This is a genomic window from Rhodospirillales bacterium, assembly GCA_016710335.1.
In the GTDB taxonomy this organism is placed as follows: Bacteria; Pseudomonadota; Alphaproteobacteria; order Rhodospirillales; family Defluviicoccaceae; genus JADJXQ01.
On sequence record JADJXQ010000007.1, the window covers coordinates 81,985 to 105,777 of the forward strand.

Sequence of the window (23,793 nt, forward strand, 5' to 3'; positions counted from 1 at the left end):
CCTCTAGAACGGCCCCAGGACCGACGCCAGCTTGGACTTCAGGGTTTCGGCGTTGAACGGCTTGACGATGTAGTTGGACACCCCGGCCTGCTTGGCGGCGACCACGTTCTCGGTCTTGCTTTCCGCAGTGACCATGATGAACGGGAGGTGACGCAGCCTGTCGTCGGCGCGCACTTCGCGCAGCAGTTGGAGCCCGGTCATCGGCACCATGTTCCAGTCTGAAATGACCAGCCCGAAATCCTTCTGCCGCAGCTTCATGAGCGCATCGGAACCGTCGGTCGCTTCGTCGATGTTGTTGAACTCCAGCTGCCGAAGCAGGTTGCGGATGATGCGTAGCATCGTCTTGTAATCGTCGACGATGAGAACCTGCATGTTTCGATCGACAGCCATCATATGCTCCCTGAACTGCACCCCCGCGCGCGGATCTAGATCGACATCCGGCCGCGCGCCGTGCTCCGCCCGGATGTATACTGATTATTGCGTGAGGGTGGTTTATGCAACCCTAACTTACGTGCCGCCGATGTTCAACCCCGCGGTCGGCAACTCCCGCTGGCGCGCCAGTTCGATGGTGATATCCTTGGCGCGGTCGGCGTTCATCTCCGCCATGATCGATGCGAGCTTGCGCTCCTTCATGCGGTCGGCGACCAGCAACAGGGTGTCCATGTCCAGTTGCTCGAAGATCCGCGCCGCGTCCTTCGGTTTCATGGTCTCGTAGATCTTGACGAGCGACAGAACCTTGGCGGTCTCCTGTTCGTCGTAGGCGCGGATCAACTGGTCAAGCACCGCCTTGAGATCCTTGAGTTCGGTGAGCTTGCGGTCGATCCCCGCCTCGGCAGCCTGCAGGAGCGCCTCCATTTCGACGACTTTGCGTTCGCGCGCGTCAAGGGCATTCCGGCGCTCGGCAAGCTGTTGCAGGACCTCAACCTCGCTGGCGCTGAACACCGGCTGCGCGTTTGCTGGGTCCGATTCATGTTCGGAAACGGCCGGCGGCGGCTCTGTCGGCGCCGGGACGCGGGGCGCAGCGCCGCTGGTCGCGGCCTCCCGAGCCTGTGCATCGGCGACGGTGATCGAGCCGGTCACAAGACCGCGCGCCTCAGTCCATGCAAGGTCGACCTTTACCGCAAGGCTCAGAGAGGCGAACACGATGACAACCGGGAGCAGACGGAACCTGCCGATCATGGTGCGCATGGACCGTGGCCTGAGCCAGATCATCGCGCCGCGCCGAGGGCCTTGAGCAACTCGCGTTCGGCATCCGAATACGGCTCAGTTTCAGAACTCGGCGCACGCGGCTCCGGTTTGGCGTTCATGTTGGTGGCCTGCCGCTTGATCTGGAGCCGGTCCCGCAGACGCTTGGACCGCCTGCCTCAGACGTTGTTCGAGACCGTCGGCGACCGCTCCTCCCCGCTCGACGAGGAAACGGAGATCGTCGCCGAGGGCCCGCGACTGCTCCATGCAGGCGTGCAGGCCGTCCATCGCCTCCTTGAGGTTGCCGATGACGTGATCGGCACGGCCCAGCGTTTCCTGGAGCCCGCCGGCAGCACCGTCCAACTGCTGCCGCTCACGCCGCAGCAGGGCAAGCTTGCGATTGAGCAGCGCCGCATAGGTGATGGTTACCGCGAGGAGCACGGCCAAAGCCAGATCAAGAGCGAGAGCCAAGGTCACGGATTTATCCTCTCTGCTTGCGATTGATCGGATCTTCCACCTGAACCGCGATGTGGCCGGCCTTGCGCCCCATCCGCCCGGTGAACAGCGGCACGTTGCCGCACCGCATGCGCACCAGCGAATTCGGTGCGGCGTTGAACATCAGCCGATTGCCGACCTGCAGATCGAAGACGTCCCTGAGGCGGATGGTCTTCTCGTCCATGACGGCGATGAGTTCCATCTCGGTCCGGAGAAGCTCTTCCGCCAGATGCGCTTCCCATATGCTGTCCCGGCCGAACTTCTCGCCCATGAACTGCTGCAGCAGCAGCTCGCGGATCGGCTCCAGGGTGGCGTAGGGGAGCAGAAGCTCGACCCGGCCACCGCGATCCTCCATGTCGACACGGAGCCGCGCCACGATAGCGGCGTTCGACGGGCGCGAGATGGCGGCGAACCGGGGGTTGGTCTCCAACCGCTCGAAATGGAAGGTCACTTGGCTGATCGGCTCGAACGCTGCGCTCAAGTCGGTGAGCATCACGTCCAGCAAGCGTTCGACCAGATTGCGCTCGATGGTCGTGTACGGGCGGCCCTCGACCCGCATCGCCGCCGTCCCTCGGCGGCCGCCCAGCAACACGTCGACGATCGAGTAGATCAACGAAGAATCCACGGTGATCAGGCCGTAGTTGTCCCACTCCTGGGCCTTGATAACCCCCAGCATCGCCGGCAGCGGGATCGAGTTGAGGTATTCGCTGAAACGAAGCGAAGCGATGCTGTCCAGCGACACCTCGACATTGTCGGAGGTGAAGTTGCGGAGGCTGGTGGACAGCAGGCGCACCAAGCGGTCGAACACCACCTCCAGCATCGGCAGGCGTTCGTACGACACGAGGGCGCTGTTGAGGATTGCCTCGATGCCGCCCTCGCTCGCGCGGGCGCTCGAATCGTCGAAGCCGAGGAGGCTGTCGATTTCGTCCTGATTAAGGACGCGGGCGCTGTTGCCTTCGGAGTGATCTCCGCTCTCGTTCAGGCTCCCCTCCCAATCGTCGGCGAGGCTGTCGGCGTTTCCGTTGTCGCCGCCGACGGAGCGCTCCCATTCCACGGCGAGCGCGTCCTGATCCGGTTCGTCTTCGGGTCCTGTCATCGTGCTCGTCTTCCCTCGACCGTGTTCAGGTCGTGCAGCGGCGCATTCAAAACAGCCGCCGTCGCTTCACGAAACTGTCTGTTTTTTTGCACATCTGGTCCACGCGATTGAGCCGTTGGAGCGGATCTTCGCATTAGTGAACGAACATCTCGGCGAACAGCACGTCGTTGACCCGCGTCGGCGCCACCGCCGCGCTTACCCGACGCAAAAGCTCCTCGCGGATCCGGTAGGTGCCCGCCGAACCCTGGATGTCTTCGAGACGCAGTTCGCGGAGGTAGACCTGAAAGCTGTCGGTGATCCGCGGCAAGCGCTGCTCGACGTACGGGATGTCCTCCGCCGAGGTCAACTCGAGTTCGGCGCGGAGCTTCAGGTACGTCGGCCGGGAACCTCGCGTGTTGAGGTTCACGACGAAGTGCGGGAGCGCGTAGAACACCGGAACCGCGGCTTCGTCAGCATTCTCGGCGGCGGTTGCGTCGCCGTGAGCCTCGCTCCCTGTGATCAGAGCAATGATCGGATCCGCAAGGCCGCTCACCCAGACACCGGCGACGCCACTAACCACCAGGGCCGCTGCCCCGGCAATCATGATGAGGCGCTTCTTTTTCCGACCCGCCTGAGCAGTAGTGTCGTCGGCTGCGTCGTCGCCGTCGCCGGCCGCGTTCGTCTCGTCGTTGTCCGCACCGATCCTTGCCATGCCGCGTCCTCAGCCCTTGCGACGGTAAGCGCCGCACGCCCACCCATCAGATAGGGCGACTGTAGGGCGACATGGTTAACAACGCGTTGCCGCGGCCGGCAGCGCGCGGCCTGCCGGCAACATCTGCCGGGCAAGCGCTGCCGGCGGCGGCGATCGTGGCGGCCGGCCTCGCGACATCATGGTTTCCAAACTCCTGCATCACGGCCGCAGCGGCGGCTGGCACGGGTCGTGCACAACCGGTCGTGCAACACTGGCCGCGTCGTCGTCACCGGGAACCGACCGAAGCATGGAAAACTCGATCTACATTACGCTGTCACGGCAGGGGGTGCTGCGCCGCCAGATGGACATCACCGCCAACAATATCGCCAACATGAACACCACGGGCTACAAGGCGCAGCATCCGGTGTTCTCCGAGTATCTGGTGCACAACCGCGACGACCGCGGCGCCCTGGGCGACACGCTGGCATTCGTCCGCGACGTGGCGACGGTGCGCGACACCAGCGAAGGCCCGATGCAGCAGACCGGCAATCCGCTGGACGTCGCCATCCAGGGCGACGGCTACTTCGTGGTCGAGAGCCCGAATGGCCCCCTCTACACGCGGAACGGCCGCTTCCGCATCGACGAGACCGGGCAGTTGGTCACCGAGCACGGCCACCCGGTGATGGCCGACGCCGGCGCCGTGATCGTCTTCGATGGCAGCGAGACCGACATCGGCATCGGCCGCGACGGCACGGTTTCGACCCGGTTCGGCGATCTCGGTCGGCTGCGCATCGTCCGCTTCGACAATCCTCAGGAACTGCAGGCGGTCGCCGGCGGCCTGATGACCGCCGACGCCGTGCCGGAGGACATGGAGAGCCCCAACATCCAGCAAGGCATGCTGGAGGGGTCGAACGTCGAAGGCGTGGTCGAGATGACCCGCATGATCGAGGTGCAGCGCGCCTACGAACGCGCCCGCAAGCTGATCGACAGCGAAGACGAGCGCATCAAGAAAATGATTCAGGAATACGCGCGGTAAGACGCCGCGATCGTCGCCTCGTGGGCCGGCAGCCCCGTTCTAGGAACAAGGACATCGACGCATGAAAGCATTGAACATCGCCGCCTCGGGCATGCTCGCCCAGCAGCGCAACGTCGAGGTGGTGTCCAACAACCTCGCCAACATCAACACCACCGGTTTCATGCGCCGCCGGCCGGAGTTCCACGACCTCCTCTACCAGAACATGCGCCGGGTCGGCTCCACCTCCGCGGATGACGGCTCGGTGGTGCCGACCGGGGTGCAGATCGGCCTCGGTGTCAAGCTCGCCGCCGTCTACCGCATCCACGCCCAGGGCAACCTGACCGCCACCGACAACCCCTTCGACCTCGCCATCCAGGGTGAAGGCTTCTTCCAGGTGCGCACCCCCACCGGCGAGACCGCGTACACCCGCGACGGCACGTTCCAGCTCAACGCCAACGGTGAGGTCGTGACCCACGACGGCTACGTGGTGCTGCCCGGCATCACCGTGCCGGACGACGCGGTAGACGTCACCGTGAACCAGAGCGGCGAGGTGCTGGCCAAGATCGACGGGCAAGTCGACCTGCAGAACGTCGGCCAACTGCAAACGGCGAATTTCCCAAATCCTGCCGGCCTGCAGGCGATCGGCAGCAACCTGTTGCTGGAAAGCGCGGCCTCGGGGGCGCCGTCGACGGGCACGCCCAGCACCAGCGGCTACGGCGCAATTCTCCAGGGCTTCCTGGAAACCTCCAACGTCAACGCGGTCGAGGAGATTACCAACCTGATCTCGGCGCAGCGCGCCTACGAGATGAACTCCAAGGTGATCCAGGCAGCCGACGAAATGATGGGATCCGTCAATGCGCTTCGCTAAGACCGCGGCACGGGCGCTGATGCTGGCGCTGTTGGTGATTGCAGGGGTGGATGCGGCTTTGGCCGCCGGCTCAGGCGAAGCCGCAGACGCGACCCTGCGGCCGGTTCTGGCGGAGAACGTGGTCGTCGTCTCCGACCGGGTTGTCCGTCTCGGCGATCTGTTCCTCAATACCGGCGAGCAAGCGCCGACGCCAGTGGCCTATGCGCCAAGGCCCGGCGGCCGCGCCATCTTCGATGCGCGCTGGCTTTACCGCACCGCGCGCGCCCACAAGCTCGAATGGCGTCCACTGTCGCGCAACGCCCGCGTGATCGTGGAACGCGACAGCACCGTGGTCGATCGCGATGAGGTCGAGGATCTGGTCATTGCAGCGCTAGCGGAACAGGGGATCGACACCGACAACCTGCAGGTGGAGATCCAGAACACGTCGTTCCGGCTGCACCTGGCCGTGGACTCGGCCGCTCTGCCCGTGATCGAGGATCTCACCGTCGACCAGCGGCGCGGCCGTTTCGCGGCGGTGCTGACAATGGTCGGCGGCGATGAGCGCGACCGCCGGGTTCGCATCAGCGGTCGCCTCAACGCCATGGCCGACGTGCCGGTGTTGCGGCGGCAAATTGACGGCGGCGACATCATCGCGGCGGCGGACGTGGACTGGGTGCGCATGCCGAGCCAGTCCCTGCAAAAGACCACCGTCCTCGCCGCAAACGATCTGGTCGGGATGACGCCACGCCGGGTGTTGCGCGCTGGACAGCCGGTGCGAGCGTCAGACGTACATCCGCCGGTGGTGGTAGAAAAGGGCCAGTTGGTGACGATCGTGCTGTCGACGCCAAGCATGATTCTCACCGCCCGCGGCCGGGCGCTGCAGGACGGCGCCATGGGTGAGCTCATTCGGGTCAGCAACACCCAAAGCAGCCTGGTCATCCAGGCCACTGTCTCCGCTCCCGGGGAAGTCATGGCCGGCGCCCCTGCCGCCGCTTATTAACAGCAACTGGCAATCGAGGAACTGCACGATCCCAGGCTCCGCTTTATTCTGCGGCGGAGCGGCGTTCGCTCAAGGAAGGTTGCAGGGGCTCAGGCTCGGTTTCCGCGGCCAGTTCCCTCTCCAGCCGTGCGGCGACGTGGCCCGGCGAGCCGGTGCGCCTTGCCAGCGCATGATAGGCGACCGGCACAACGAACAACGTGAACAGCGTGGCGACGATGATGCCGGAGAACACCACGGTGCCGATCATGGCCCGCGTCTCGGCGCCGGCGCCGGTGGAGAGGATCAGCGGAATGGCGCCGACGGCGGTGGTCACGGCGGTCATGAGGATGGGACGCAGCCGGGTCACCGCGGCCTCCATCAGGGCGTCGTCAAACCCGACGCCCTGATCGCGGAGCTGATTGGCAAACTCCACGATGAGGATGCCGTTCTTGGCGGCAAGGCCGACCAGCATGACGAGTCCAATCTGGCTGAACAGATTGATGGTGCCGCCGGTGACGAGCAACGCCAGCAACGCCCCCGCCATGGCCAGCGGCACCGACAGCATGATGATGAACGGGTGCACGTAGCTCTCGAACTGGGCGGCCAGAACCAGAAACACGACCACCAGCCCCAGCACGAAGACGAACGCGATCGAGCCGCCGGCGTCGTAGTAGTCCCGCGATTGGCCCTTGAAATCGATGACCGCCGACTCCGGCAAGTGCTCGCGCACCAGTTCTTGCAGATAGTCGAGCGCCTCGCCGAGGGTGTAGCCGTCGACGAGGCCGGCCTCGATGGTGATGGCACGCACACGGTTGTATCGGTTGAGGGCCGGGGAGTCGGCGAACTCCTCCAGCCGCACGACGCTGGCGAGCGGAATCAGAGCCCCTGAGCGCTCGGAACGGACATAGATGTGTTCAAGGCTGGCGGGCGTCCGATAGGCGTCGCGCTCGCCCTCCAGAATAACATCGTACTCCTCGCCATCGGCAATGTAGGTCGTTACCCGCCGGGAGCCGAGGACGGTTTCCAGGGTCCGGCCGATGTTGCCGATGGTCACGCCCAGGTCGCCGGCGCTGTCGCGGTCGATGACGACGCGAACCTGCGGCTTGGTCTCCTTGTAGTCGTAGTCGATGTCCTTGAGGCCGGGGTTGTCCTTCTCGATCTCGGCGAGCAGAATGTCCCGCCATTCCGCCAGCTCTCCGTAGGTGCCGCCGCCGATCACGAACTGCACCGGCTTCTGGATGCGGGCGCCGAAGCCCTGGCGCATGACCGTGTAGGCGCGGATCCCGGGCAGGTCGGCGACACGGCGCTGCACGTCCTCCATGATCGCGCCGCCGGTGCGGCGCTTGCCCCAGTCGTCGAGCACGAAAATGGCGATGCCGCCGTTGAAGTTCTGGACGTTGTCACCGAACTGCCGCGGCGCCCGCACCAGCATCCGGCTCACCTCGCCGCTCTCCACGAGTGGCATCAGGCGACGCTCGATCTCGTCCATGTACTCGACCATGTAGTCGTAGGACGCCCCCTCCGGCCCGCTGACGATGAGGAAGAATGCGCCGCGATCCTCCTTCGGCGCATGCTCGCTCGGGATGTGCATGAACATCCAGCCGGCGCCGGCCAGGATCAGCGCATAAAGCCCGGCGATGATGATCGGGCGGTGGAGACCGACCGACAGCGCCCGCCGGTAGGCCCGCTGCGCGCGGGCCGTCATGTGCTCGATGGCGCGGCTCATCTTCGACGGATCGGCGCCGGGACGAAGGATCTGCGACGCCAGCATCGGCGACAGAGTGAGCGCGACGATGCTGGAGAACGCCACCGCCGCCGCCATGGTCAACGCGAATTCGGTGAACAGGCGTCCGACGTCGCCCTGCAGAAACGCAATCGGCACGAACACCGCGATCAGCACCAGGGTCGTCGCTACCACGGCGAACGCGACCTGGCGGGCGCCATTGAAGGCGGCCACCAGCGGCGTTTCACCCTCGTCCATGCGGCGGTGGATGTTCTCGAGGACGACGATGGCGTCATCGACCACCAGACCGATGGCCAGCACCAGGGCGAGGAGGGTCAAGAGATTGATCGAGAACCCGAGCCCGTAGAGCACGATAAACGTGGCGATCAGCGACACGGGCACGGCGACGGCCGGGACCAGCATCGCCCGCACACTGCCGAGGAACAGGAAGATCACCAGGACGACGGCAGCTATGGCAATGAACAGCGTCTTGTAGACCTCGTCGATCGCGCCCTGGATGAATACGCTGGTATCGTAGCTCTGGCGGATTTGCATGCCTTCGGGCAGCATCTGGTTGAGGCGCTCCGCCTCGCCGCGGGCGTCGCGGGCGACCTGGAGGGTATTGGCCTGGGATTGCTTGATGATGCCGATGCCGACCATCGGCACGCCGTTGCCGCGCAGAAAGGTCCGGTCCTCGACCGCCCCGCGCTCGACCCGCGCCACATCGCCCAAGCGGACGAGGTACCCGCCGTCGCCTTGACCCAGCACCAGTTGCTGAAAGTCTTCCGGCGTCCGAAACGTACGCTGGACGCGGACCGTGAGTTGGCGTTCCCGGGATTCGATGCTGCCCGCCGGGAGCTCGACGTTGTCGGCGCGCAATGCGTCCTCCACATCGCCGACGGTGAGGCCGCGGGCAGCTAACGCCGTGCGATCCAGCCAAATGCGCATGGCGTAATTGAGGCCGCCGCCGACCCGCACCCGCGCCACCCCGTCGAGCGCCGAGAAGCGATCGACCAGGTAGCGGCGCGCGTAGTCGGTGAGCTCCAGGACGTTCATGCGGTCGCTGGCGAGGTTGAGCCACATGATGACATCGTCGTTGGAGTCGGCCTTCTGGATGTCCGGCGGATCCGCCTCGTCCGGCAGGTCGTCAAGCACGCCGGCGACGCGGTCCCGAATGTCGTTAGCGGCCGCATCCACGTCGCGGCCGACATCGAATTCGATGGTGATCCGCGACCGCCCGTCCTCGCTTGTCGAATTGATGAACTTGATGCCCTGAATGCCGGAAATGCGATCCTCGATGACCTCGGTGATGCGGGTTTCGACCACGTTGGCGGCGGCGCCGGGGTACGACGTGCTGATGGAAACGACCGGCGGGTCGATATCCGGGTACTCCCGGAGCGGCAGCCGGTCGAACGCGACCAGACCGAAGGCGATCAGCAATAGACTGATGACGGAGGCGAAGACCGGCCGCTTGACCGAGACGTCGGAGACGATCACGAGGCGCCGTCCCCGGCAGCGGCCTCTGGGCCGCGCAGCAACTGGGGCAGCGGCGTGTCGCCCTCGTCTACCGCGAGGATGGAGACGCGCTGCCCCGGCCGCACCTGGAGGGTGCCGCGGGTGATCACCTTGTCGCCTTCCCTGAGTCCGTCGACGATCTCGACCCGGCCAGGCCGGCGGACGCCAATGGTGACATCGCGGCTAACCACGGTGTTCTCCGCTGCCTCGTCGACCACCAGCACCTGGTTGCTCGCCCTGCGTGGGATCAGCGCCTCCTCGGGGATGAACATCGCCTGCCGCGGGTCCTTGAGCAGCTCGACAGTCATCAGCAGGCCGGGCTTAAGCAGGCTGTTCGGGTTCGGCAACATGGCCCGCACCACGATCGAGCGCGTCACCGGGTCGATGCGGGTGTCGATGCCCTCGACCTCACCCTCGAAACGCTGATCGCCGAACGGGGCCGACGTGGCGACAACGCCGAGGCCGGGAGCGAGCGCTCGCAGGTAGGCCGACGGGACCGAGAAATCCAGCTTGATAACGCTGAGGTCGTCGAGGGTGGTGATGACGTCGCCGGGCTCGACCAGCGTCCCGACGCTAACGGTGCGAAGCCCGATGACGCCGCTGAATGGCGCCCGGATGACACGGTCGTCGACCCTGGCCTCAAGCGCCGTGATGCGCGCTTCAGCCTCGCGCAGCGCAGCGCGGCGCTCATCGAGTTGCGCCGTTGCCGTGAACTGCCGCTTCTCCAACTGCAGCGAGCGCTCGTAGGCCAGCCGCTTCTCGTCGAGGATCGCAAGTGCCGCCTGAAGTTCGGCGTCCTCCTCCGCTTTGTCCAGCACCACCAGCACATCGCCTTTCGCAACGTGCTGACCGTCCTGGAAATGGATCTCGGCGATCTTCTCGGTCACGTTGGCGGTAATTGTGACGCTCTCGTTGGCGCGCGTCGTGCCGAGCGCTTCCACCCGATCGACGACCTGCTCCGAACGCACCGGCGCCACCACCACTGGCGTCGGCGCGTCTTCAAGGCCGCCATTCTCCTGAGCGGCCACGCCGGCGGCGGCAATAACAACAATGGCGAGAACGACGGCTGAGGACAGCCTTTGCAGCATACGCTGGGAGCCCTTTCCTGACGCGCCTCAGCGACCGCCCGTTCGCACCGGCGCTTCAGCATGCTTGCCCCGTGCCGGATATGGGACCCGCCACCGATACTGTAAAGTCACAACCGCGCCGCACCGGTGGCCGGGCCGGCGATGATAGTGCGTAGGGCGGGAAAAAACGCCATTGAAGTGGATATGCAAATTGCGGGAGCGGTGATTAAGTGCCGGAGCCTTCATCGGCCGGCGATAAGCGACGGCTGCGCAGGTCCGGAGTTGTCGGCCGCTTGGCTGCGTTCCGGCGCGAGAAGCTGCCTTAGCGCCTGCGGCTTGCCATCTTCGCCCAGTCGGCGTCGGTGAGGGCGCGGGCGAAGTTGAACTGGCCGGCGCCGGCCAGCCACTCGCCGCCGTCGATGGTCACCACTTCGCCGGTCACGTACGCCGACTGATCAGCCATCAGGTAGGCCACCAGGTTGCTGAGTTCCTCGTGGCGGCCGGGGCGGCCCAGGGCGTTGCGCGTCTCGAAGGTCTCCGCCATCTCCTTGTTTGGCACCAGGCGCTCCCACGCGCCTTCGGTCGGGAACGGGCCGGGGGCGATGGCGTTGAGGCGAATGCCCTTCGGCCCCCACTCCACCGCCAGCGACCGGGTCATCGCCAGTACGCCCGCCTTGCCCATCGCCGACGGCACCACATAGGCGGAGCCGGTCCAGGCGTAGGTGGTGACAATCGACAACACGTTGCCGGGCCGGCCCTCGGCGATCCACCGGCGGCCGCAGGCCAGCGTCATGTAGGCGGCGCCGTGCAGCACGATAGCGACGATGGCGTCGACGGCCCGATGCGACAGATCCTCGGTCCGCGCCAGGAAGTTGCCGGCGGCGTTGTTGACCAGGCCGTCGAGCGGCGCTTCGCTCCAGATCTCCGCGACCGTCGCCTCGACCGCCTCCGGATCACGGATGTCCAACCCCTTCCAGCTGATCCGGCCGCCGGTCGCCGCGGCCAATTCGGCGGTCGTCTCCTCGAGCACCGGCACCCGCCGGCCGCAGATCACGACCTCCGCCCCCAACTCCAGCAACCGCCCGGCGGTGCTCTTGCCGAGACCGGAGCCGCCGCCGGTGATCAGGATGCGCTTGCCTTTCAGAAGATCGGGGAGAAACATGGAGATGGCCTCGGCTGTCTTCGATTGAGTTGACGAACGGCGATGAACCGACTGTAGCGTGCCGGCAAAACCATGGGCAATGATATCATGGCACCAAGCACGGCGCGCCGCCCGCTCCTGCGGCGTCCAACGCGTCACGGTGCCGGATTACTACGCGTCCCCTCAACAAAGGCTCGCCCAACTATGCTCGCGATGGCGATCAGCGGTCCAACAACGCGCCAACGCGATGAGGCACAGCCGACGCCGCAATCAAGGCGACGCCGGATGCGGAAGTTCCGGGCTGCCGCGCAGTGTCTTCGACCCCGCTCGCGATTAGGCATCGACGCAATAGCCGGCCGCGGTTCACTTGTACTTGACGGAGCAGCCGTAGGGGCGGCTGGTCGGCACCTGCACGTCGCGGTCCGCCGCCAAGTCGGAGAGTGCAGTGGTCACGTAGTTGGTGGCGCCGGGAATGTCGGCTTGCCTGGTGGTCGGACGGTCATCGATGCCGCCCATGTAGACCAGGGTCCCGTCGGCGTCGACGACATACATGTGCGGCGTCGTTCGCGCGTCGTAGGCGCGGCCGACGGTGCCATCCGGGTCGAGCAGAATCGCTGTCGGCGCAGCGCCGCGGCTCTCCGTCAATCGGTTGGCCTCGACGCCGGAAACATGTCCCTGCGTGCCCGGCGCCGACGAGATAACCGACAGCCACACGATGCCGTCCGCTGTCGCCCGCTTCTGCAGCGCCTGCATGTTGCCGGCGCCGTAGTGCTTGCCGACATACGGGCAGTCATGGTTGGTCCATTCCAGGACGACCACGCGCCCGCGGTAGTCCGCCAATGCATGATCATTGCCGTTGCTGTCGGTCGCGGAAAACGCCGGCGCCGGTGCGCCCACCGTCGGCACCGCCCTCGCCGCGGAGGGACCGGCGGCCGTCGCCAAACCGACGGCAACTGCAAGAACAAGGACGCAAGTGCGCCTTGCAAGGAGGCCACTGGAGAGCCGGGTTTTGCGCATTATTTCTCCCTCCTCGCTGTCGTGGGGCCGGTTGCGGGTGAGACGGCGGCGTCAATTGCATCGACGACCATCGACTCGGTCAGCAATTGGGGGAGAATATGCGGCTGATCGTCGCCTGCGCCGTAGAGCAGGTACAAGGGCACGCCGCTGCGGCCGAAGGCGGCGAGGAAGCGCGTGATCTCGGGATCGCGATTGGTCCAGTCGCCCTTCAGGTAGATCACGCCCTCCTCTCGAAACAGGCGCGCGACACGCTCCGACGACAGCGCGACGCGCTCGTTGAGCTTGCAGGTGATGCACCAAGCGGCGGTGATGTTGACGAATACGGGCCGATCCGCGTCGCGCAATTCGGCGAGGCGCCGGCTCGAATACGGCTCGGCCGCCAGGCCGGCCGTTTCGGCCGCGGTCGGACCTGATGCCGGCATCGACGGTTCGACGGCGCGCAGCGACGCCACCAGGGCGAGAGCGACGACCGCGATCGCGGCCACCGCCGTCTTGCCGACAACGCCTGGTGCGCCCTCTGCGCCACCGATCGATCGGTGCAGCCACACGGCGAATGCGACGAGCACGAGGGCGGCGAGCGTCGCAAGCACGCCATCGGGGCCGGCCTGTAGCGACAACACCCACACCAGCCACGCCGCCGAGGCGTAGAGCGGGAAGGCGAGCAACTGCTTGAACCGCTCCATCCACGGTCCCGGCCGCGGCAGCCATCGCCCCAGACCCGGCATCAGGGTCAGGAGCAGATACGGCAGCGCCAGGCCGAAGCCGAGCGCGAGCATCACGGCGAGCGCGATCGGCCACGGGCGGGTCAGCGCGTAGCCGATCGCCGTGCCCATGAACGGCGCCGTGCACGGAGTCGCCACCATGGCGGCGAGGCTGCCGGTGAAGAACGACCCGACAGTTCCGGAACGCGACGCAGCGCCGGCACCCCGCCCCATTATGCCCGCGCCGATCTCGAACACGCCAGAGAGATTGAGCCCGAGCACGAACAGGACCACCGCCATGACGCCGACGAAGACGGGCGACTGCAACTGGAAGCCCCAGCCGAGTTGCTCGCCCCCGGCGCGCAGCGCGATCAGCAGCCCCGCCACCAGCCCCATGAACGAAAGGACACCGGCCGTGTAGGCGAGGCCGCTCAGCCGCCGTTGTCGCGCCGATGCCGAGGCGTGGCGAATCAGGCCCATCGCCTTCATGGACAGCACCGGGAACACGCACGGCATCAGATTAAGGATCATCCCGCCGAGGACGGCAAAGGCGATCATCGTCGTCAATCCAGGCGTCCCCGCACCCGTGGTGGCCGCCAGGCTCGACCTATCGGACGATGCGGTCGCGGCGCCCCGGAGGCCGCCGGCCAGGGTTGGCTCCGCCGCCAACTCCAGCGCCCGGGTCAAGGTCGCGCCCCCGGACCGCTCGGTCACGACAAGAACGCCCTCCACGACAGACGCGTCGGCGATGCGCTCGCCGCGCCTGGCGGTGAGCGACAGGCGGCCGTCATCGAAAGCGAAGACCGGAGGGATCGTCGGCTCGACAATGCCCCATTCGAACGGGAAAAACTGGGCATGGATGACGTTGGCGCCGACCGCGCCGGTGTCGATCGCGATGCGGATGTTTTCGCCGTCGGCGCCGAACCTGGCCGGCCACGGGCTTGGGAGCGGCAGGCGCTGGCGGGTTTCGGCAAAATCCTCAACGGCGCCAACGTCGGAACGCGTCGAGGGCTCTGTCGTCAGCGTCGTTTCCAGTGTCGCCGACTGCGGAATACAGATCTCGGCGCACACTAGCCACGTAGCTTCAGCCACCAGAGGCACGGGCGTCCCGGCCTGCCACGTGTCCGGCACGGTGATGGCCACCAGATGCAGGACTCGGCCTTCGTAGCCGAAGTTGATCAGTGGGCCATAGGGGATCGCTTGTGGATACGGCCACTGGATGTCGCCGGCACGCACGCCGTCGGGAAGGCGCCAATCGATCCGCGTCGGCTCACCGGAATCGCCGGGATTGCGCCAGTACGTGTGCCAGCCGGGGGCAATGTCGAAGCGGAGCGCCACCCACGCCGTGCCGCCGGGCCGCACACGCTCCGTCTCGGTGATCAGCGACGCCCGGACCTGCTCCGTCGCCACCTCGCTCGCCGCCAACGCACTGGATCCGCCGCCGACGAAGCCCAAGCCGACCGCGACAGTCAACACCGAAAGGGCAAACTGGAGGAGCGATCGCAGCATGTTCCCAACATTGTCGATTGCCGATAGCATCCGCAGTGTCGTCGGCGAAGGCACGTCCGTCAAGAACTATTGCGGAACAAAGGCGTCAAGCGGAACTGTGGCGCAGTGACCCGCGTTACCGGTGACAGTTCTGCCACACGGTTCCGACATCCCGTGGTGCCGTCGTTTTTCGCGTTGCGTGATCGCCGGGGCGGGGCTACCCATGCTGCAGTGCAAACGCTGCGCATGATGTCAACTTCAACCATCCGGGAGACCGACAATGACTCGTCTGAAGACTACTTTTGGAGCGTTGGCGCTTGTAGCCGGGCTCGGCCTCGTCGCCGGCTGTGAAGAGGAGGGCCCGGCGGAGAAGGCGGGCGAGAACATCGACAACGCCGCGGAGCAGACCCAGGACGCCGCCCAGGACGCAGCGCAGGAGACCAAGGACGCCGCGCAGGAGGCCACGCAGGAGACCAAGGACGCCGCCCAGGAAGTCGAGCAGAAGATGGAGGAGGCCGGTCAGGACGCTGAACAGGCCGGTGAAGAGACCAAGCAGGAGATGCAGGGCGAGCAGCCCAAGCCGCAATAACGGCATCCGGCCGGGGCCGGATTGGCTCATCCGGCCCCGGCCGTTCCTTTAGGCAAAGTAAAAGGCGTAGCCGGTAGTCCGAGCCGATAACATCGCCCCTGTGCGAACTTCCATTCACTTGATGATAGAGAAAAGGCGCTCCATGGTCGGGCAGTCAATATGTGACATCGTCGGTCGCCAGAACATCGTGACGCTGACGCCGGAGACTACCGTGCGTGCCGCAACGAAGGTCATGGCGAAGCACCGGATCGGTGCGGTTCCGATCACTGAGGCGGGGAAGCTCAAGGGCATATTCACCGAGCGTGATTTGATGAACCGCATTATCGCCAATGAAGTGGATGCGGATACCACCCGCCTCGGCGATGTCATGACGCCCAATCCGAAAACCATCGGCGTCACCGACGACATCGGCCACGCCCTCGAGCTGATGCTGGCCGGCGGGTTCCGTCACCTGCCAGTGATGCGCGACGGCACCTTGGTGGGCATCGTCTCCATCCGCGATATTCCGCCGGAGTACTGGGCCGCAAGGGACGCCGCCGAGAGATGACGGCCGCTGTGCGGAGATGACCAAACTCGTCCCGACGGCGCTCTTGATGGCAGCCACGTTCACTTAAACCGCAGATACGCGGCATGATTTTCGCCGCAGGGTTGCGTATTTCGGCAGCACGCCGCCCGCGCCGCGTCACGGCGCAGCCGCGGATGCAGGTGGCTGTCATCTGCCATCGTCTTCCTTTCACCGCCCGCGGCCCTTGATTTCGCGCTGGAACACCTTATGATTCCAGTGGTAGTTGTTGAGAATGGTTCTCATTTTCATCTTGACCAGGGCCGGAATGTCCGCTTTGATGGGGCAATGTTCATGTCGCCTAAGCCAAATCTTATAGCTGAAGGTCGCTCCGCAGGATCCCAGCGCTTTCCGTTGGCAGTCGCCGGCGAGGGAGAGCGGGTCCGCATCGTCGCCGTCGAGGCCGGGCGGGGGCTGACCGGGCGTCTCAGTGACATGGGGTTGCCGCTCGGCAGCGACATCACCGTCGTGCAACGCATGTCGGGGGGCAGATCGGGGGGCATGTCGGGCGCGCCGCTGGTTGTCGCCCGTGGCGAAGCGCGCATGGCTTTGGGTGCCGGCATGGCGCACCGTATTCTGGTGACGCCTGTCGATGCTCCTTCAGAGGCCTGATGCGCATCGGCGACCTGACGGTCGGAGAGCGAGGCCGCGTCCTCGGACTGGGCAAGGGAGAACGCGCCTACCGCCAGCGACTCCTCGCCATGGGATTGACGCCGGGGACCGAGTTCACGGTGACCCGGCTGGCGCCTTTGGGCGATCCGGTCGAGATCAGCGTTCGCGGCTACGCCATGAGCTTGCGCAAGGACGAAGCTGGGATGCTGTCCATTGAAAAGCTGGCGACATGAGTACCTTCACCATTGGCGTGGTTGGCAACCCCAACTGCGGCAAGACCACATTGTTCAACGAGCTGACCGGCGCGAGGCAGCGGGTCGGCAACTGGCCGGGCGTGACCGTCGAGCGCAAGACCGGCCACTACCGCAGCGACAATGCCGACATGCAAGTCGTCGATCTGCCGGGCGTCTATTCGCTTGGCGTGACGTCGCTGACATCGCTGGATGAGCGTATCGCCCGCGACTACATCCTGTCGGGCGAAGCCGACCTGATCGTCAACATCGTCGACGCCTCCAACCTCGAGCGCAATTTCTACCTCACCACCCAGATTCTGGAGATGCGCGTCCCGGTCGTCGTCGCGCTCAACATGATGGACGTGGCGCGGGACCGGGGGATCCGCATCGACGTCGCCAAGTTGGAGAAGCGCCTCGGCTGCCCGGTGGTGCCCGTGGTGGCGGCCCGCGGTGAAGGCGTCCAGGACCTCCGGCGCGCCATCAATGCTGCGGCGCGGCAACGGCGCGTCTCGGCGGTGGAGCTGGCCTACACCGACGAAATCGAGGAGGCCATCGCCAACATCATCCCCGTCGTCGCCGACGCCGCGGCAGCGCGCCGGCTGAATCCCCGATGGCTCGCCATCAAGGCCATCGAGGGCGACGAGATCGTCCAGCGCCTGCTCGGCCCGGACGCCCACGCCACCTTCACGCATGAACAACAAGCGCTGGAGGCGCGCGCCGGTGAGGACGTCGACATTCTCATCGCAGACGCCCGCTATGGCTTGGCGAATGCGGTGATGCAGGAATGCGTGCGCCGCACCGGCGCCGTCGGCCGCACCACGTCAGATCGCATCGACCGGGTGGTGCTCAATCGTATGCTCGGCATCCCGATCTTCTTCGCCGTCATCTATCTGATGTTCATGTTCACCATCAATTTCGCCAGCGCCTTCATTGATTTCTTTGACATTCTGGTCGGAACGTTGCTCGTGGATGGCGGCGGCGCGGCGCTGGCCTCCGTCGGTACGCCGGATTGGCTGATCGCGCTCCTCGCCGGCGGCGTCGGCGGCGGCATCCAAACCGTGGCGACCTTCATTCCCGTCGTCGGTTTCCTCTATCTGTTCCTGTCCGTGCTTGAGGACTCCGGCTACATGGCGCGCGCCGCGTTCGTCATGGACCGCTTCATGCGCGGCGTCGGGTTGCCAGGAAAATCGTTCATCCCGCTGATCGTCGGCTTCGGCTGCAACGTGCCGGCGATCATGGCGACGCGCACCCTGGAGAACCGCCGCGACCGGGTGATGACTGTGATGATGGCGCCATTCATGTCGTGCGGCGCCAGGCTTCCGGTCTACGCCCTGTTCGCCGCTGCTTTTTTCCCGGTCGGCGGCCAGAACCTGGTGTTTGCGCTCTACCTCATCGGCATCGGCTTCGCGGTGTTGACCGGCGTAGTGCTAAAGACCACCCTCTTGCGCGGCGAGACGTCGCCGTTCGTCATGGAACTGCCGCCCTACCACCTGCCAACCGTCAAGGGCGTGTTGCTCCGGACCTGGGACCGGTTGAAGACCTTCCTGTTTCGCGCCGGAAAGACGATCGTCGCCGTGGTCGTCGTCCTCAGCTTTTTCAATTCCCTCGGCACCGACGGCTCGTTCGGCAACGAAAACACCGACCGTTCGGTCCTCGCCGCGATCGGCAAATCGGTCACGCCGGCGTTCGCACCAATGGGCATCGAGCAGGACAACTGGCCGGCGACGGTGGGCCTGTTCACCGGCATCTTCGCCAAGGAGGCGGTGGTCGGCACCCTCGACGCCCTCTACTCGGCGCTGGCGGATGACGAGGCCGGCGGCGAAGAATCCGCGCCCGGCATCCGCGACAACATCGCCGCGGCATTCGCATCGATCCCCGCCAACCTCGCCGCCATGGTCGACAGCTTCGCCGACCCGCTCGGCCTCGGCATCGGCGATACTTCGACGACGGACGTCGCCGCGGCCGAACAGGCGGTGGCGGCCGGCACCTTCGGCGCCATGGCCAGCCGTTTCGACGGGACCATCGGCGCATTCGCTTATCTTCTGGCCGTGCTCTTGTACATGCCGTGCGTCGCCGCCGTCGCCGCCATCTACCGCGAAACTGGCGGCGCCTGGACGACATTTGCAGTGCTGTGGACGACGGGGCTCGCCTACGGCGCTGCGGTCGCCGCCTATCAGATCGGTACCTTCGGCCGCCACCCAGCTTTTTCGTCGGCGTGGATCCTGGCGATCGTGCTGGTTTTTTGTGCGGCGCTGGCGACGCTGCGCTATCTCGGCGCGCGGCCTCCGCGCCACGCGGTCGCCGCAGCAGCGGAGTAGTGGTGCGATGATACTTTCGGAACTGAAAGGCTATCTCAGCAAACGCCGCCGGGCCCCTCTCGCAGACGTCGTCAACCGTTTCGGGGTCTCCCCCGACGCAGCCCGTGGCATGCTCGAAGTATGGGTGCACAAGGGCCGTGTCCGGCGTCTCGACAGCGAGGCCTGCGGCGGTTGCTGCGGTTGCGGTGAGGGCCAGCCGGAAATCTACGAGTGGCTGGACGACCGGGGCTCGCGAGCCTAACAGCCTCGTCTCGTCTCGTCCCGTTGCGACTGACCGGACCTTCCCTCCTCCCTTTCAGTGCCCGGCAGTGGAAGTTTCGGCTCGGTGGTGATAGAAGCGCGGGCATGACCGACCTCTCCCGCATCCGCAATTTCGCCATCGTCGCCCACATCGACCATGGCAAGTCGACCCTCGCCGATCGTTTAATCCAGCACTGCGGCGGGCTCACCAACCGCGAGATGCGGGAGCAGGTGCTGGACAACATGGAGATCGAGCGCGAGCGCGGCATCACCATCAAGGCGCAGACCGTGCGTCTCACCTACACCGCCGCCGACGGCGGCGAGCCGTATGTTCTCAATCTGGTCGACACCCCCGGCCATGTGGATTTCTCGTACGAGGTGAGCCGCAGCTTGGCGGCGTGCGAGGGATCGCTGCTCGTCGTCGACGCGACGCAAGGAGTCGAGGCGCAGACCCTCGCCAACGTCTATCTGGCCATCGACGCCGGCCACGAGATCATCGTAGCCCTCAACAAGATCGATCTGCCGGCGGCGGAGCCGGATCGCATCCGCACCCAGGTGGAGGACGTGATCGGCCTCGACGCATCCGAGGCGGTGGCGGTCTCGGCGAAGACCGGCGTCGGCATTCCGGAACTGCTCCAGGCTCTGGTCAGGCGGGTCCCGCCGCCGGTCGGTGACGCCAGGGCGTTTCTCACGGCGCTGCTGGTCGACAGCTGGTATGACCCTTACCTCGGGGTCATGATTCTGGTGCGCATCAAGGACGGGCGGCTCCGCCGCGGAATGCGCATCCGCATGATGTCGACCGGAGCCGTGCATCAGGTCGAGCAGGTCGGCACCTTCACGCCTAAGCCCACCCATGTGGAGGAACTCGGGCCTGGCGAGATCGGCTTCATCACCGCCGGCATCAAGGCGGTAGCCGACACAGATGTGGGCGACACCATCACCGACGACCGCTCTCCGGCCACGGCGGCGCTGCCCGGCTTCAAGCCGTCGGTGCCGGTGGTGTGGTGCGGGCTCTATCCGGTCGACGCCGCCGACTTCGACGCGCTCCGCGAATCCCTCGGCCGCCTCAGGCTGAACGATTCGAGCTTCCACTACGAGGCGGAGACCTCGGCGGCGCTCGGCTCCGGTTTCCGGTGCGGCTTTCTCGGCCTCCTTCACATGGAGGTGATTCTCGAACGGCTGCAGCGGGAGTTCAATCTCGACCTGATCGGCACTGCGCCGAGCGTCGTCTACCGTGTCGTCCTCACCGACGGCAGCGAGGTCGAACTGCACAACCCGGCCGACATGCCCGACCCGGTGAAGATCGAGGCGATGGCGGAACCGTGGATCCGCGCCACCATTCTGGTGCCGAACGACTACCTCGGCGCAGTCCTGCAGTTGTGCACCGAGCGGCGCGGCGAACAGATCGAGCTCACCTACGCCGGCAGCCGGGCGATGGCGGTCTATCGCCTGCCGCTCAACGAGGTGGTGTTCGATTTCTACGACCGCCTCAAGTCGCTGTCCCGCGGCTACGCCAGCTTTGACTACGACATGGACGGCTTCGCGACGGGCGACCTCGCCAAGGTGGCGATTCTGGTGAACGGCGAGCCGGTGGACGCGCTGTCGTTCATCTGTCATCGCGATCAGGCCACGTATCGCGGCCGCGCCATCTGTCAGCGCCTGAAGGATCTGATCCCGCGCCACATGTTCAAGATTCCGCTGCAGGCGGCGATCGGCGGTCAGGTCGTAGCCCGCGAGACGATCAGCGCGTTCCGCAAGGACGTCACCGCCAAATGCTACGGCGGCGACATCACCCGCAAGCGCAAGCTCTTGGAAAAGCAGAAGGCCGGCAAGAAGCGGATGCGTCAGTTCGGCAAGGTCGAAATTCCGCAGAGCGCCTTCATCGACGCTCTCAAGGTCGGCGAAGGTTGATCAGGGCAGTCGACCGGCCTCCATCGCTGCATCGCGCAGGTGGCGGTCGAAGCCGCGCGCGCGCACGGCCGCGAGGACGATCTCGACGATGTCGTCGAGATGACGGAAGTTGTCGGTGTTGATGACGATGTCGAAGGTCGTAGCATCGTCGTAGCGGGCATGGAACAGCTCCCAGATGAACTTCTCGCGGCGTTTGTTGGCGTTCTGCACCTCGCGCTTCGCGTCCGTGTAGCTGATGCCCCGTTCCTCCGCGAGCCGTGACGCACAGGCCTCGATAGAGCCGACGATGCGCACCCTCAGCACATCACGACCGGCCAAGACCAGGTGGCCCCCGCGCCCGACGATGACGCCGCCGGTGTGGTAGAGGCCGCGGATGATGGTGGTCAGGAACTTGAGATACTGGTCCCGCGTCAGATGCTTGCCGAACACGGCCGAATAGATCCAGGTGTCGACCGCATCCAGCTTCTCGGTCAGCGCCTGGATCAAGTTCCTGCTGACGTTGGCTTCCGCGGCGATGCCGTCCAGGATCTCGCGGTCGTAGCACTCCAGATCGAGCCGATCGGCCACGGCGTGCGCCACGTCGGTGCCCCGCGATGCGATGGTCCGAGAAATGGTGATGACCGGCTTGCGGAGGCTGCGCGCCCGTTGCGGCGGCTCCTCCAGGGCGCGGATCATTGCGTCGATAACGGCTTGCGCGTTCACTGCCATGGGTGTTGCTCCCCCTTCCAGCGCCTTACATAACACCCCTGATCGCTAGGGGAAAGAGTGGTCGGACGAAGCACCGGTGCGTCCTGACCAGGCGCATGCAACCACGAACAGCGACGACGCTCACGACCTGAACTTCTGGAACTCCCGTCGAGCTGGTCCGTTGCCGGATGGCACCGGTACACGAGCCGGAGTCTATCTCGCCGATCCCGGGATGCGTCGCATCCTTCGACCTCGCAAGGGAGACACCATGTTCGACTGGATCATCGATCAGGTGCGCGACGGCGGCTACGTCGGTGTCGCGTTGCTGATGTTCGGCGAGAACCTGTTCCCTCCGATTCCTTCCGAGTTGATCATGCCGTTGTCGGGGTTCAGCGCGGCATCCGGTAAGATGAACCTGTTCCTGGTCATTCTTGCCGGTTCTGTCGGCTCTTTGCTGGGCGCCCTGTTCTGGTATTTCGTCGGTCGGTGGATCGGCAGCGAGAACTTGACGCGCTTCACGGTACGGCACGGCCGCTGGTTGACGTTGACGCCGCAGGACATCGACACCGCTTGCGCGTGGTTCAACATCCATGGCGGCAGGGCCGTATTCTTCGGCCGCCTCATCCCCGGCGTCCGCACGCTCATCTCGGTGCCCGCGGGTATCGCGCGCATGCGTCTCGGCGGCTTCCTGATATGGTCCGCGTTGGGAACGGTCCTGTGGTCCTCCATCCTGGCGGTAGCCGGCTACCTCCTTGAAGACCAGTATCAGAAGGTCGCCGGTTGGATTGGTCCCGTGTCGAACATCGTCATCGCGGTGCTCGTCCTCTGGTATCTATACCGCGTCGCCACGTTCCGCCGCCGAGTGCCGAAGACGTGAGCCCGTCAGGCTTGGGAGAGGAAGCGCCCGAGGTCGGCAGTGAAGCGGCGGGGGTCGGCGATGTGAGGCGAGTGGTCTGCGCCCTGGTAGACGATGAATTCGGCGTCGGGAATGCGGCTCCTGACATACTCCCCGGTCTCGACGCCGTAGAAGTTGCTTTCGGAGCCGTAGACGAGCAGGGTCGGCACGTCGATGCGGTCCAGCACCGGCCGATAATCAGCGAGGGTCAGGCTTTCCCAAATGCTGATCAGCGGCTCGGGATTGACGGTCATCAGGTAGGCGCGGAGCCGCCATAGCCCGTCTTCCGGATCTTCATAGCGGCGGCGCGCGTTACGGTTGCGGCCGTGGGCGACCAGTTTCATCACTGTCTCCACGAAATCCCGCCGAAGCTCGGCGACGAAGTGCCGGTCGCGCTCCGGCGGCCAGTCGTAGTAGATCCCGAACCGCCATTCGTCGTCGGTGATGAGCCGCGGCGACTGGTCGATGATGCAAAACCTGGAAATTCGAACGCAGCCGTGGCGGCCGATATACTCCCAGGCGGTCAGCGCGCCCATCGAGTGGGCGACGAGAGCGGGCCGCTCGAGGCCGAAGTGGTCCAGCATCAAGCGGAGGTCTTCGGCCATGCGCGCCACGGTCGTCGCATCAAAGCCATCGACGGCATGACCGCCGTGGCCGCGGGCATCCCAGCGGTAGACGGTGAACGACGCTTCAAGGTCCTTCAGCAGCGGCGTCCATACCCGGAAGTTGGAGGCCCATTCGTGCAGTAGCACCAACGGCGGTCCGGTTCCGGTGACGGCGACGTGAAGGACTGCCCGTCATCGGTGG

Annotated in this window: 23 protein-coding genes; 11 read left to right on the plus strand and 12 right to left on the minus strand. The window is 65.6% G+C overall.

Annotated features, from left to right (window positions below; genetic code table 11):
* Nucleotides 1-3: 3 nt before the first annotated feature.
* The 5 genes from IPM60_11815 to IPM60_11835 form a co-directional block, all read right to left on the minus strand.
* Nucleotides 4-390 carry a chemotaxis response regulator CheY gene (locus IPM60_11815; protein ID MBK8908554.1) on the minus strand — a complete coding sequence of 129 codons (387 nt, stop codon included), beginning with the start codon at nt 388-390 and terminating at the stop codon, nt 4-6.
* Between the two features lie 117 nt (nt 391-507).
* Complete coding sequence (locus IPM60_11820; protein MBK8908555.1) at nt 508-1,188, minus strand: hypothetical protein; 681 nt, start codon at nt 1,186-1,188, stop codon at nt 508-510.
* A gap of 81 nt (nt 1,189-1,269) precedes the next feature.
* Nucleotides 1,270-1,662, minus strand: coding sequence for a hypothetical protein (locus IPM60_11825; protein MBK8908556.1), 393 nt, complete (start codon nt 1,660-1,662; stop codon nt 1,270-1,272).
* Nucleotides 1,663-1,666: 4 nt separating this feature from the next.
* The gene (gene fliM / locus IPM60_11830; protein ID MBK8908557.1) at nt 1,667-2,776 is read right to left on the minus strand and encodes a flagellar motor switch protein FliM; all 1,110 of its coding nucleotides are present in this window, start codon (nt 2,774-2,776) and stop codon (nt 1,667-1,669) included.
* A gap of 133 nt (nt 2,777-2,909) precedes the next feature.
* Nucleotides 2,910-3,467 carry a flagellar basal body-associated FliL family protein gene (locus tag IPM60_11835; protein MBK8908558.1) on the minus strand — a complete coding sequence of 186 codons (558 nt, stop codon included), beginning with the start codon at nt 3,465-3,467 and terminating at the stop codon, nt 2,910-2,912.
* A 286-nt stretch (nt 3,468-3,753) separates the two neighbouring features.
* Here IPM60_11835 and flgF point away from each other — a divergent pair, with 286 nt between their 5' ends.
* The 3 genes from flgF (at nt 3,754) to flgA (ending at nt 6,308) form a co-directional block, all read left to right on the plus strand.
* Nucleotides 3,754-4,482, plus strand: coding sequence for a flagellar basal-body rod protein FlgF (flgF, locus tag IPM60_11840; protein ID MBK8908559.1), 729 nt, complete (start codon nt 3,754-3,756; stop codon nt 4,480-4,482).
* Nucleotides 4,483-4,543: 61 nt separating this feature from the next.
* Entirely contained in the window at nt 4,544-5,329 is a 786-nt protein-coding gene (flgG, locus tag IPM60_11845) for a flagellar basal-body rod protein FlgG (GenBank protein MBK8908560.1), read from the plus strand.
* Nucleotides 5,316-6,308, plus strand: a complete 993-nt coding sequence (flgA, locus tag IPM60_11850; GenBank protein MBK8908561.1) for a flagellar basal body P-ring formation protein FlgA — start codon at nt 5,316-5,318, stop codon at nt 6,306-6,308. Before flgG ends, flgA begins: the two co-directional genes overlap by 14 nt.
* Before the next feature lie 43 nt (nt 6,309-6,351).
* Here flgA and IPM60_11855 read toward each other — a convergent pair whose 3' ends face one another.
* The 5 genes from IPM60_11855 to IPM60_11875 form a co-directional block, all read right to left on the minus strand.
* Nucleotides 6,352-9,507, minus strand: a complete 3,156-nt coding sequence (locus tag IPM60_11855; protein MBK8908562.1) for an efflux RND transporter permease subunit — start codon at nt 9,505-9,507, stop codon at nt 6,352-6,354.
* Nucleotides 9,504-10,613, minus strand: a complete 1,110-nt coding sequence (locus tag IPM60_11860) for an efflux RND transporter periplasmic adaptor subunit (protein MBK8908563.1) — start codon at nt 10,611-10,613, stop codon at nt 9,504-9,506. Before IPM60_11860 ends, IPM60_11855 begins: the two co-directional genes overlap by 4 nt.
* 301 nt (nt 10,614-10,914) lie before the next feature.
* Nucleotides 10,915-11,754 (minus strand): SDR family oxidoreductase, encoded by an 840-nt coding sequence (locus tag IPM60_11865; protein MBK8908564.1) that lies wholly within the window; start codon nt 11,752-11,754, stop codon nt 10,915-10,917.
* 342 nt (nt 11,755-12,096) lie between these two features.
* Nucleotides 12,097-12,750 carry a thioredoxin family protein gene (locus tag IPM60_11870; protein ID MBK8908565.1) on the minus strand — a complete coding sequence of 218 codons (654 nt, stop codon included), beginning with the start codon at nt 12,748-12,750 and terminating at the stop codon, nt 12,097-12,099.
* Nucleotides 12,750-14,960, minus strand: coding sequence for a thioredoxin family protein (locus tag IPM60_11875; protein MBK8908566.1), 2,211 nt, complete (start codon nt 14,958-14,960; stop codon nt 12,750-12,752). The genes IPM60_11870 and IPM60_11875 overlap by 1 nt, the downstream gene beginning before the upstream one ends.
* A gap of 259 nt (nt 14,961-15,219) precedes the next feature.
* Between IPM60_11875 and IPM60_11880 the strand changes: the two genes are divergently transcribed.
* The 7 genes from IPM60_11880 (at nt 15,220) to lepA (ending at nt 21,404) form a co-directional block, all read left to right on the plus strand.
* Nucleotides 15,220-15,528 (plus strand): hypothetical protein, encoded by a 309-nt coding sequence (locus IPM60_11880; protein ID MBK8908567.1) that lies wholly within the window; start codon nt 15,220-15,222, stop codon nt 15,526-15,528.
* Between the two features lie 187 nt (nt 15,529-15,715).
* Nucleotides 15,716-16,075, plus strand: coding sequence for a CBS domain-containing protein (locus tag IPM60_11885; protein MBK8908568.1), 360 nt, complete (start codon nt 15,716-15,718; stop codon nt 16,073-16,075).
* A 309-nt stretch (nt 16,076-16,384) separates the two neighbouring features.
* Nucleotides 16,385-16,702, plus strand: a complete 318-nt coding sequence (locus IPM60_11890; GenBank protein ID MBK8908569.1) for a ferrous iron transport protein A — start codon at nt 16,385-16,387, stop codon at nt 16,700-16,702.
* On the plus strand, nt 16,702-16,935 hold the full coding sequence (locus IPM60_11895; GenBank protein MBK8908570.1) for a ferrous iron transport protein A: 234 nt from the start codon (nt 16,702-16,704) through the stop codon (nt 16,933-16,935). The genes IPM60_11890 and IPM60_11895 overlap by 1 nt, the downstream gene beginning before the upstream one ends.
* Nucleotides 16,932-19,253: a Fe(2+) transporter permease subunit FeoB gene (gene feoB, locus IPM60_11900; GenBank protein MBK8908571.1), complete on the plus strand. Its 2,322-nt coding sequence runs from the start codon at nt 16,932-16,934 to the stop codon at nt 19,251-19,253. Before IPM60_11895 ends, feoB begins: the two co-directional genes overlap by 4 nt.
* Nucleotides 19,254-19,260: 7 nt before the next feature.
* Nucleotides 19,261-19,494: a sugar metabolism transcriptional regulator gene (locus IPM60_11905; GenBank protein MBK8908572.1), complete on the plus strand. Its 234-nt coding sequence runs from the start codon at nt 19,261-19,263 to the stop codon at nt 19,492-19,494.
* Nucleotides 19,495-19,598: 104 nt separating this feature from the next.
* Nucleotides 19,599-21,404: an elongation factor 4 gene (gene lepA / locus IPM60_11910; GenBank protein ID MBK8908573.1), complete on the plus strand. Its 1,806-nt coding sequence runs from the start codon at nt 19,599-19,601 to the stop codon at nt 21,402-21,404.
* Here the strand turns inward: lepA and IPM60_11915 are convergent, their stop codons facing one another.
* A complete protein-coding gene (locus IPM60_11915) occupies nt 21,405-22,112 on the minus strand; it encodes a cytidylate kinase-like family protein (GenBank protein MBK8908574.1) in 708 nt (235 codons plus the stop codon).
* A 247-nt stretch (nt 22,113-22,359) separates the two neighbouring features.
* On the opposite strand from IPM60_11915, the gene IPM60_11920 reads away from it, so the two are divergent.
* A complete protein-coding gene (locus IPM60_11920) occupies nt 22,360-22,968 on the plus strand; it encodes a DedA family protein (GenBank protein MBK8908575.1) in 609 nt (202 codons plus the stop codon).
* Between the two features lie 5 nt (nt 22,969-22,973).
* Here the strand turns inward: IPM60_11920 and IPM60_11925 are convergent, their stop codons facing one another.
* Entirely contained in the window at nt 22,974-23,738 is a 765-nt protein-coding gene (locus tag IPM60_11925; GenBank protein ID MBK8908576.1) for an alpha/beta hydrolase, read from the minus strand.
* Nucleotides 23,739-23,793: the final 55 nt, after the last annotated feature.

Coding starts and splice junctions, on each gene's coding strand:
- IPM60_11865 (MBK8908564.1), bottom strand. CDS start 11,754: ATGTTTCTCCCCGATCTTCTGAAAGGCAAGCGCATCCTGATCACCGGC.
- flgG (MBK8908560.1), top strand. CDS start 4,544: ATGAAAGCATTGAACATCGCCGCCTCGGGCATGCTCGCCCAGCAGCGC.
- fliM (MBK8908557.1), bottom strand. CDS start 2,776: ATGACAGGACCCGAAGACGAACCGGATCAGGACGCGCTCGCCGTGGAA.
- IPM60_11880 (MBK8908567.1), top strand. CDS start 15,220: ATGACTCGTCTGAAGACTACTTTTGGAGCGTTGGCGCTTGTAGCCGGG.
- IPM60_11820 (MBK8908555.1), bottom strand. CDS start 1,188: ATGCGCACCATGATCGGCAGGTTCCGTCTGCTCCCGGTTGTCATCGTG.
- IPM60_11860 (MBK8908563.1), bottom strand. CDS start 10,613: ATGCTGCAAAGGCTGTCCTCAGCCGTCGTTCTCGCCATTGTTGTTATT.
- IPM60_11870 (MBK8908565.1), bottom strand. CDS start 12,750: ATGCGCAAAACCCGGCTCTCCAGTGGCCTCCTTGCAAGGCGCACTTGC.
- IPM60_11875 (MBK8908566.1), bottom strand. CDS start 14,960: ATGCTGCGATCGCTCCTCCAGTTTGCCCTTTCGGTGTTGACTGTCGCG.
- IPM60_11835 (MBK8908558.1), bottom strand. CDS start 3,467: ATGGCAAGGATCGGTGCGGACAACGACGAGACGAACGCGGCCGGCGAC.
- IPM60_11895 (MBK8908570.1), top strand. CDS start 16,702: ATGCGCATCGGCGACCTGACGGTCGGAGAGCGAGGCCGCGTCCTCGGA.
- flgF (MBK8908559.1), top strand. CDS start 3,754: ATGGAAAACTCGATCTACATTACGCTGTCACGGCAGGGGGTGCTGCGC.
- IPM60_11815 (MBK8908554.1), bottom strand. CDS start 390: ATGGCTGTCGATCGAAACATGCAGGTTCTCATCGTCGACGATTACAAG.
- IPM60_11920 (MBK8908575.1), top strand. CDS start 22,360: ATGTTCGACTGGATCATCGATCAGGTGCGCGACGGCGGCTACGTCGGT.
- flgA (MBK8908561.1), top strand. CDS start 5,316: ATGCGCTTCGCTAAGACCGCGGCACGGGCGCTGATGCTGGCGCTGTTG.
- feoB (MBK8908571.1), top strand. CDS start 16,932: ATGAGTACCTTCACCATTGGCGTGGTTGGCAACCCCAACTGCGGCAAG.
- IPM60_11915 (MBK8908574.1), bottom strand. CDS start 22,112: ATGGCAGTGAACGCGCAAGCCGTTATCGACGCAATGATCCGCGCCCTG.
- IPM60_11905 (MBK8908572.1), top strand. CDS start 19,261: ATGATACTTTCGGAACTGAAAGGCTATCTCAGCAAACGCCGCCGGGCC.
- lepA (MBK8908573.1), top strand. CDS start 19,599: ATGACCGACCTCTCCCGCATCCGCAATTTCGCCATCGTCGCCCACATC.
- IPM60_11890 (MBK8908569.1), top strand. CDS start 16,385: ATGTCGCCTAAGCCAAATCTTATAGCTGAAGGTCGCTCCGCAGGATCC.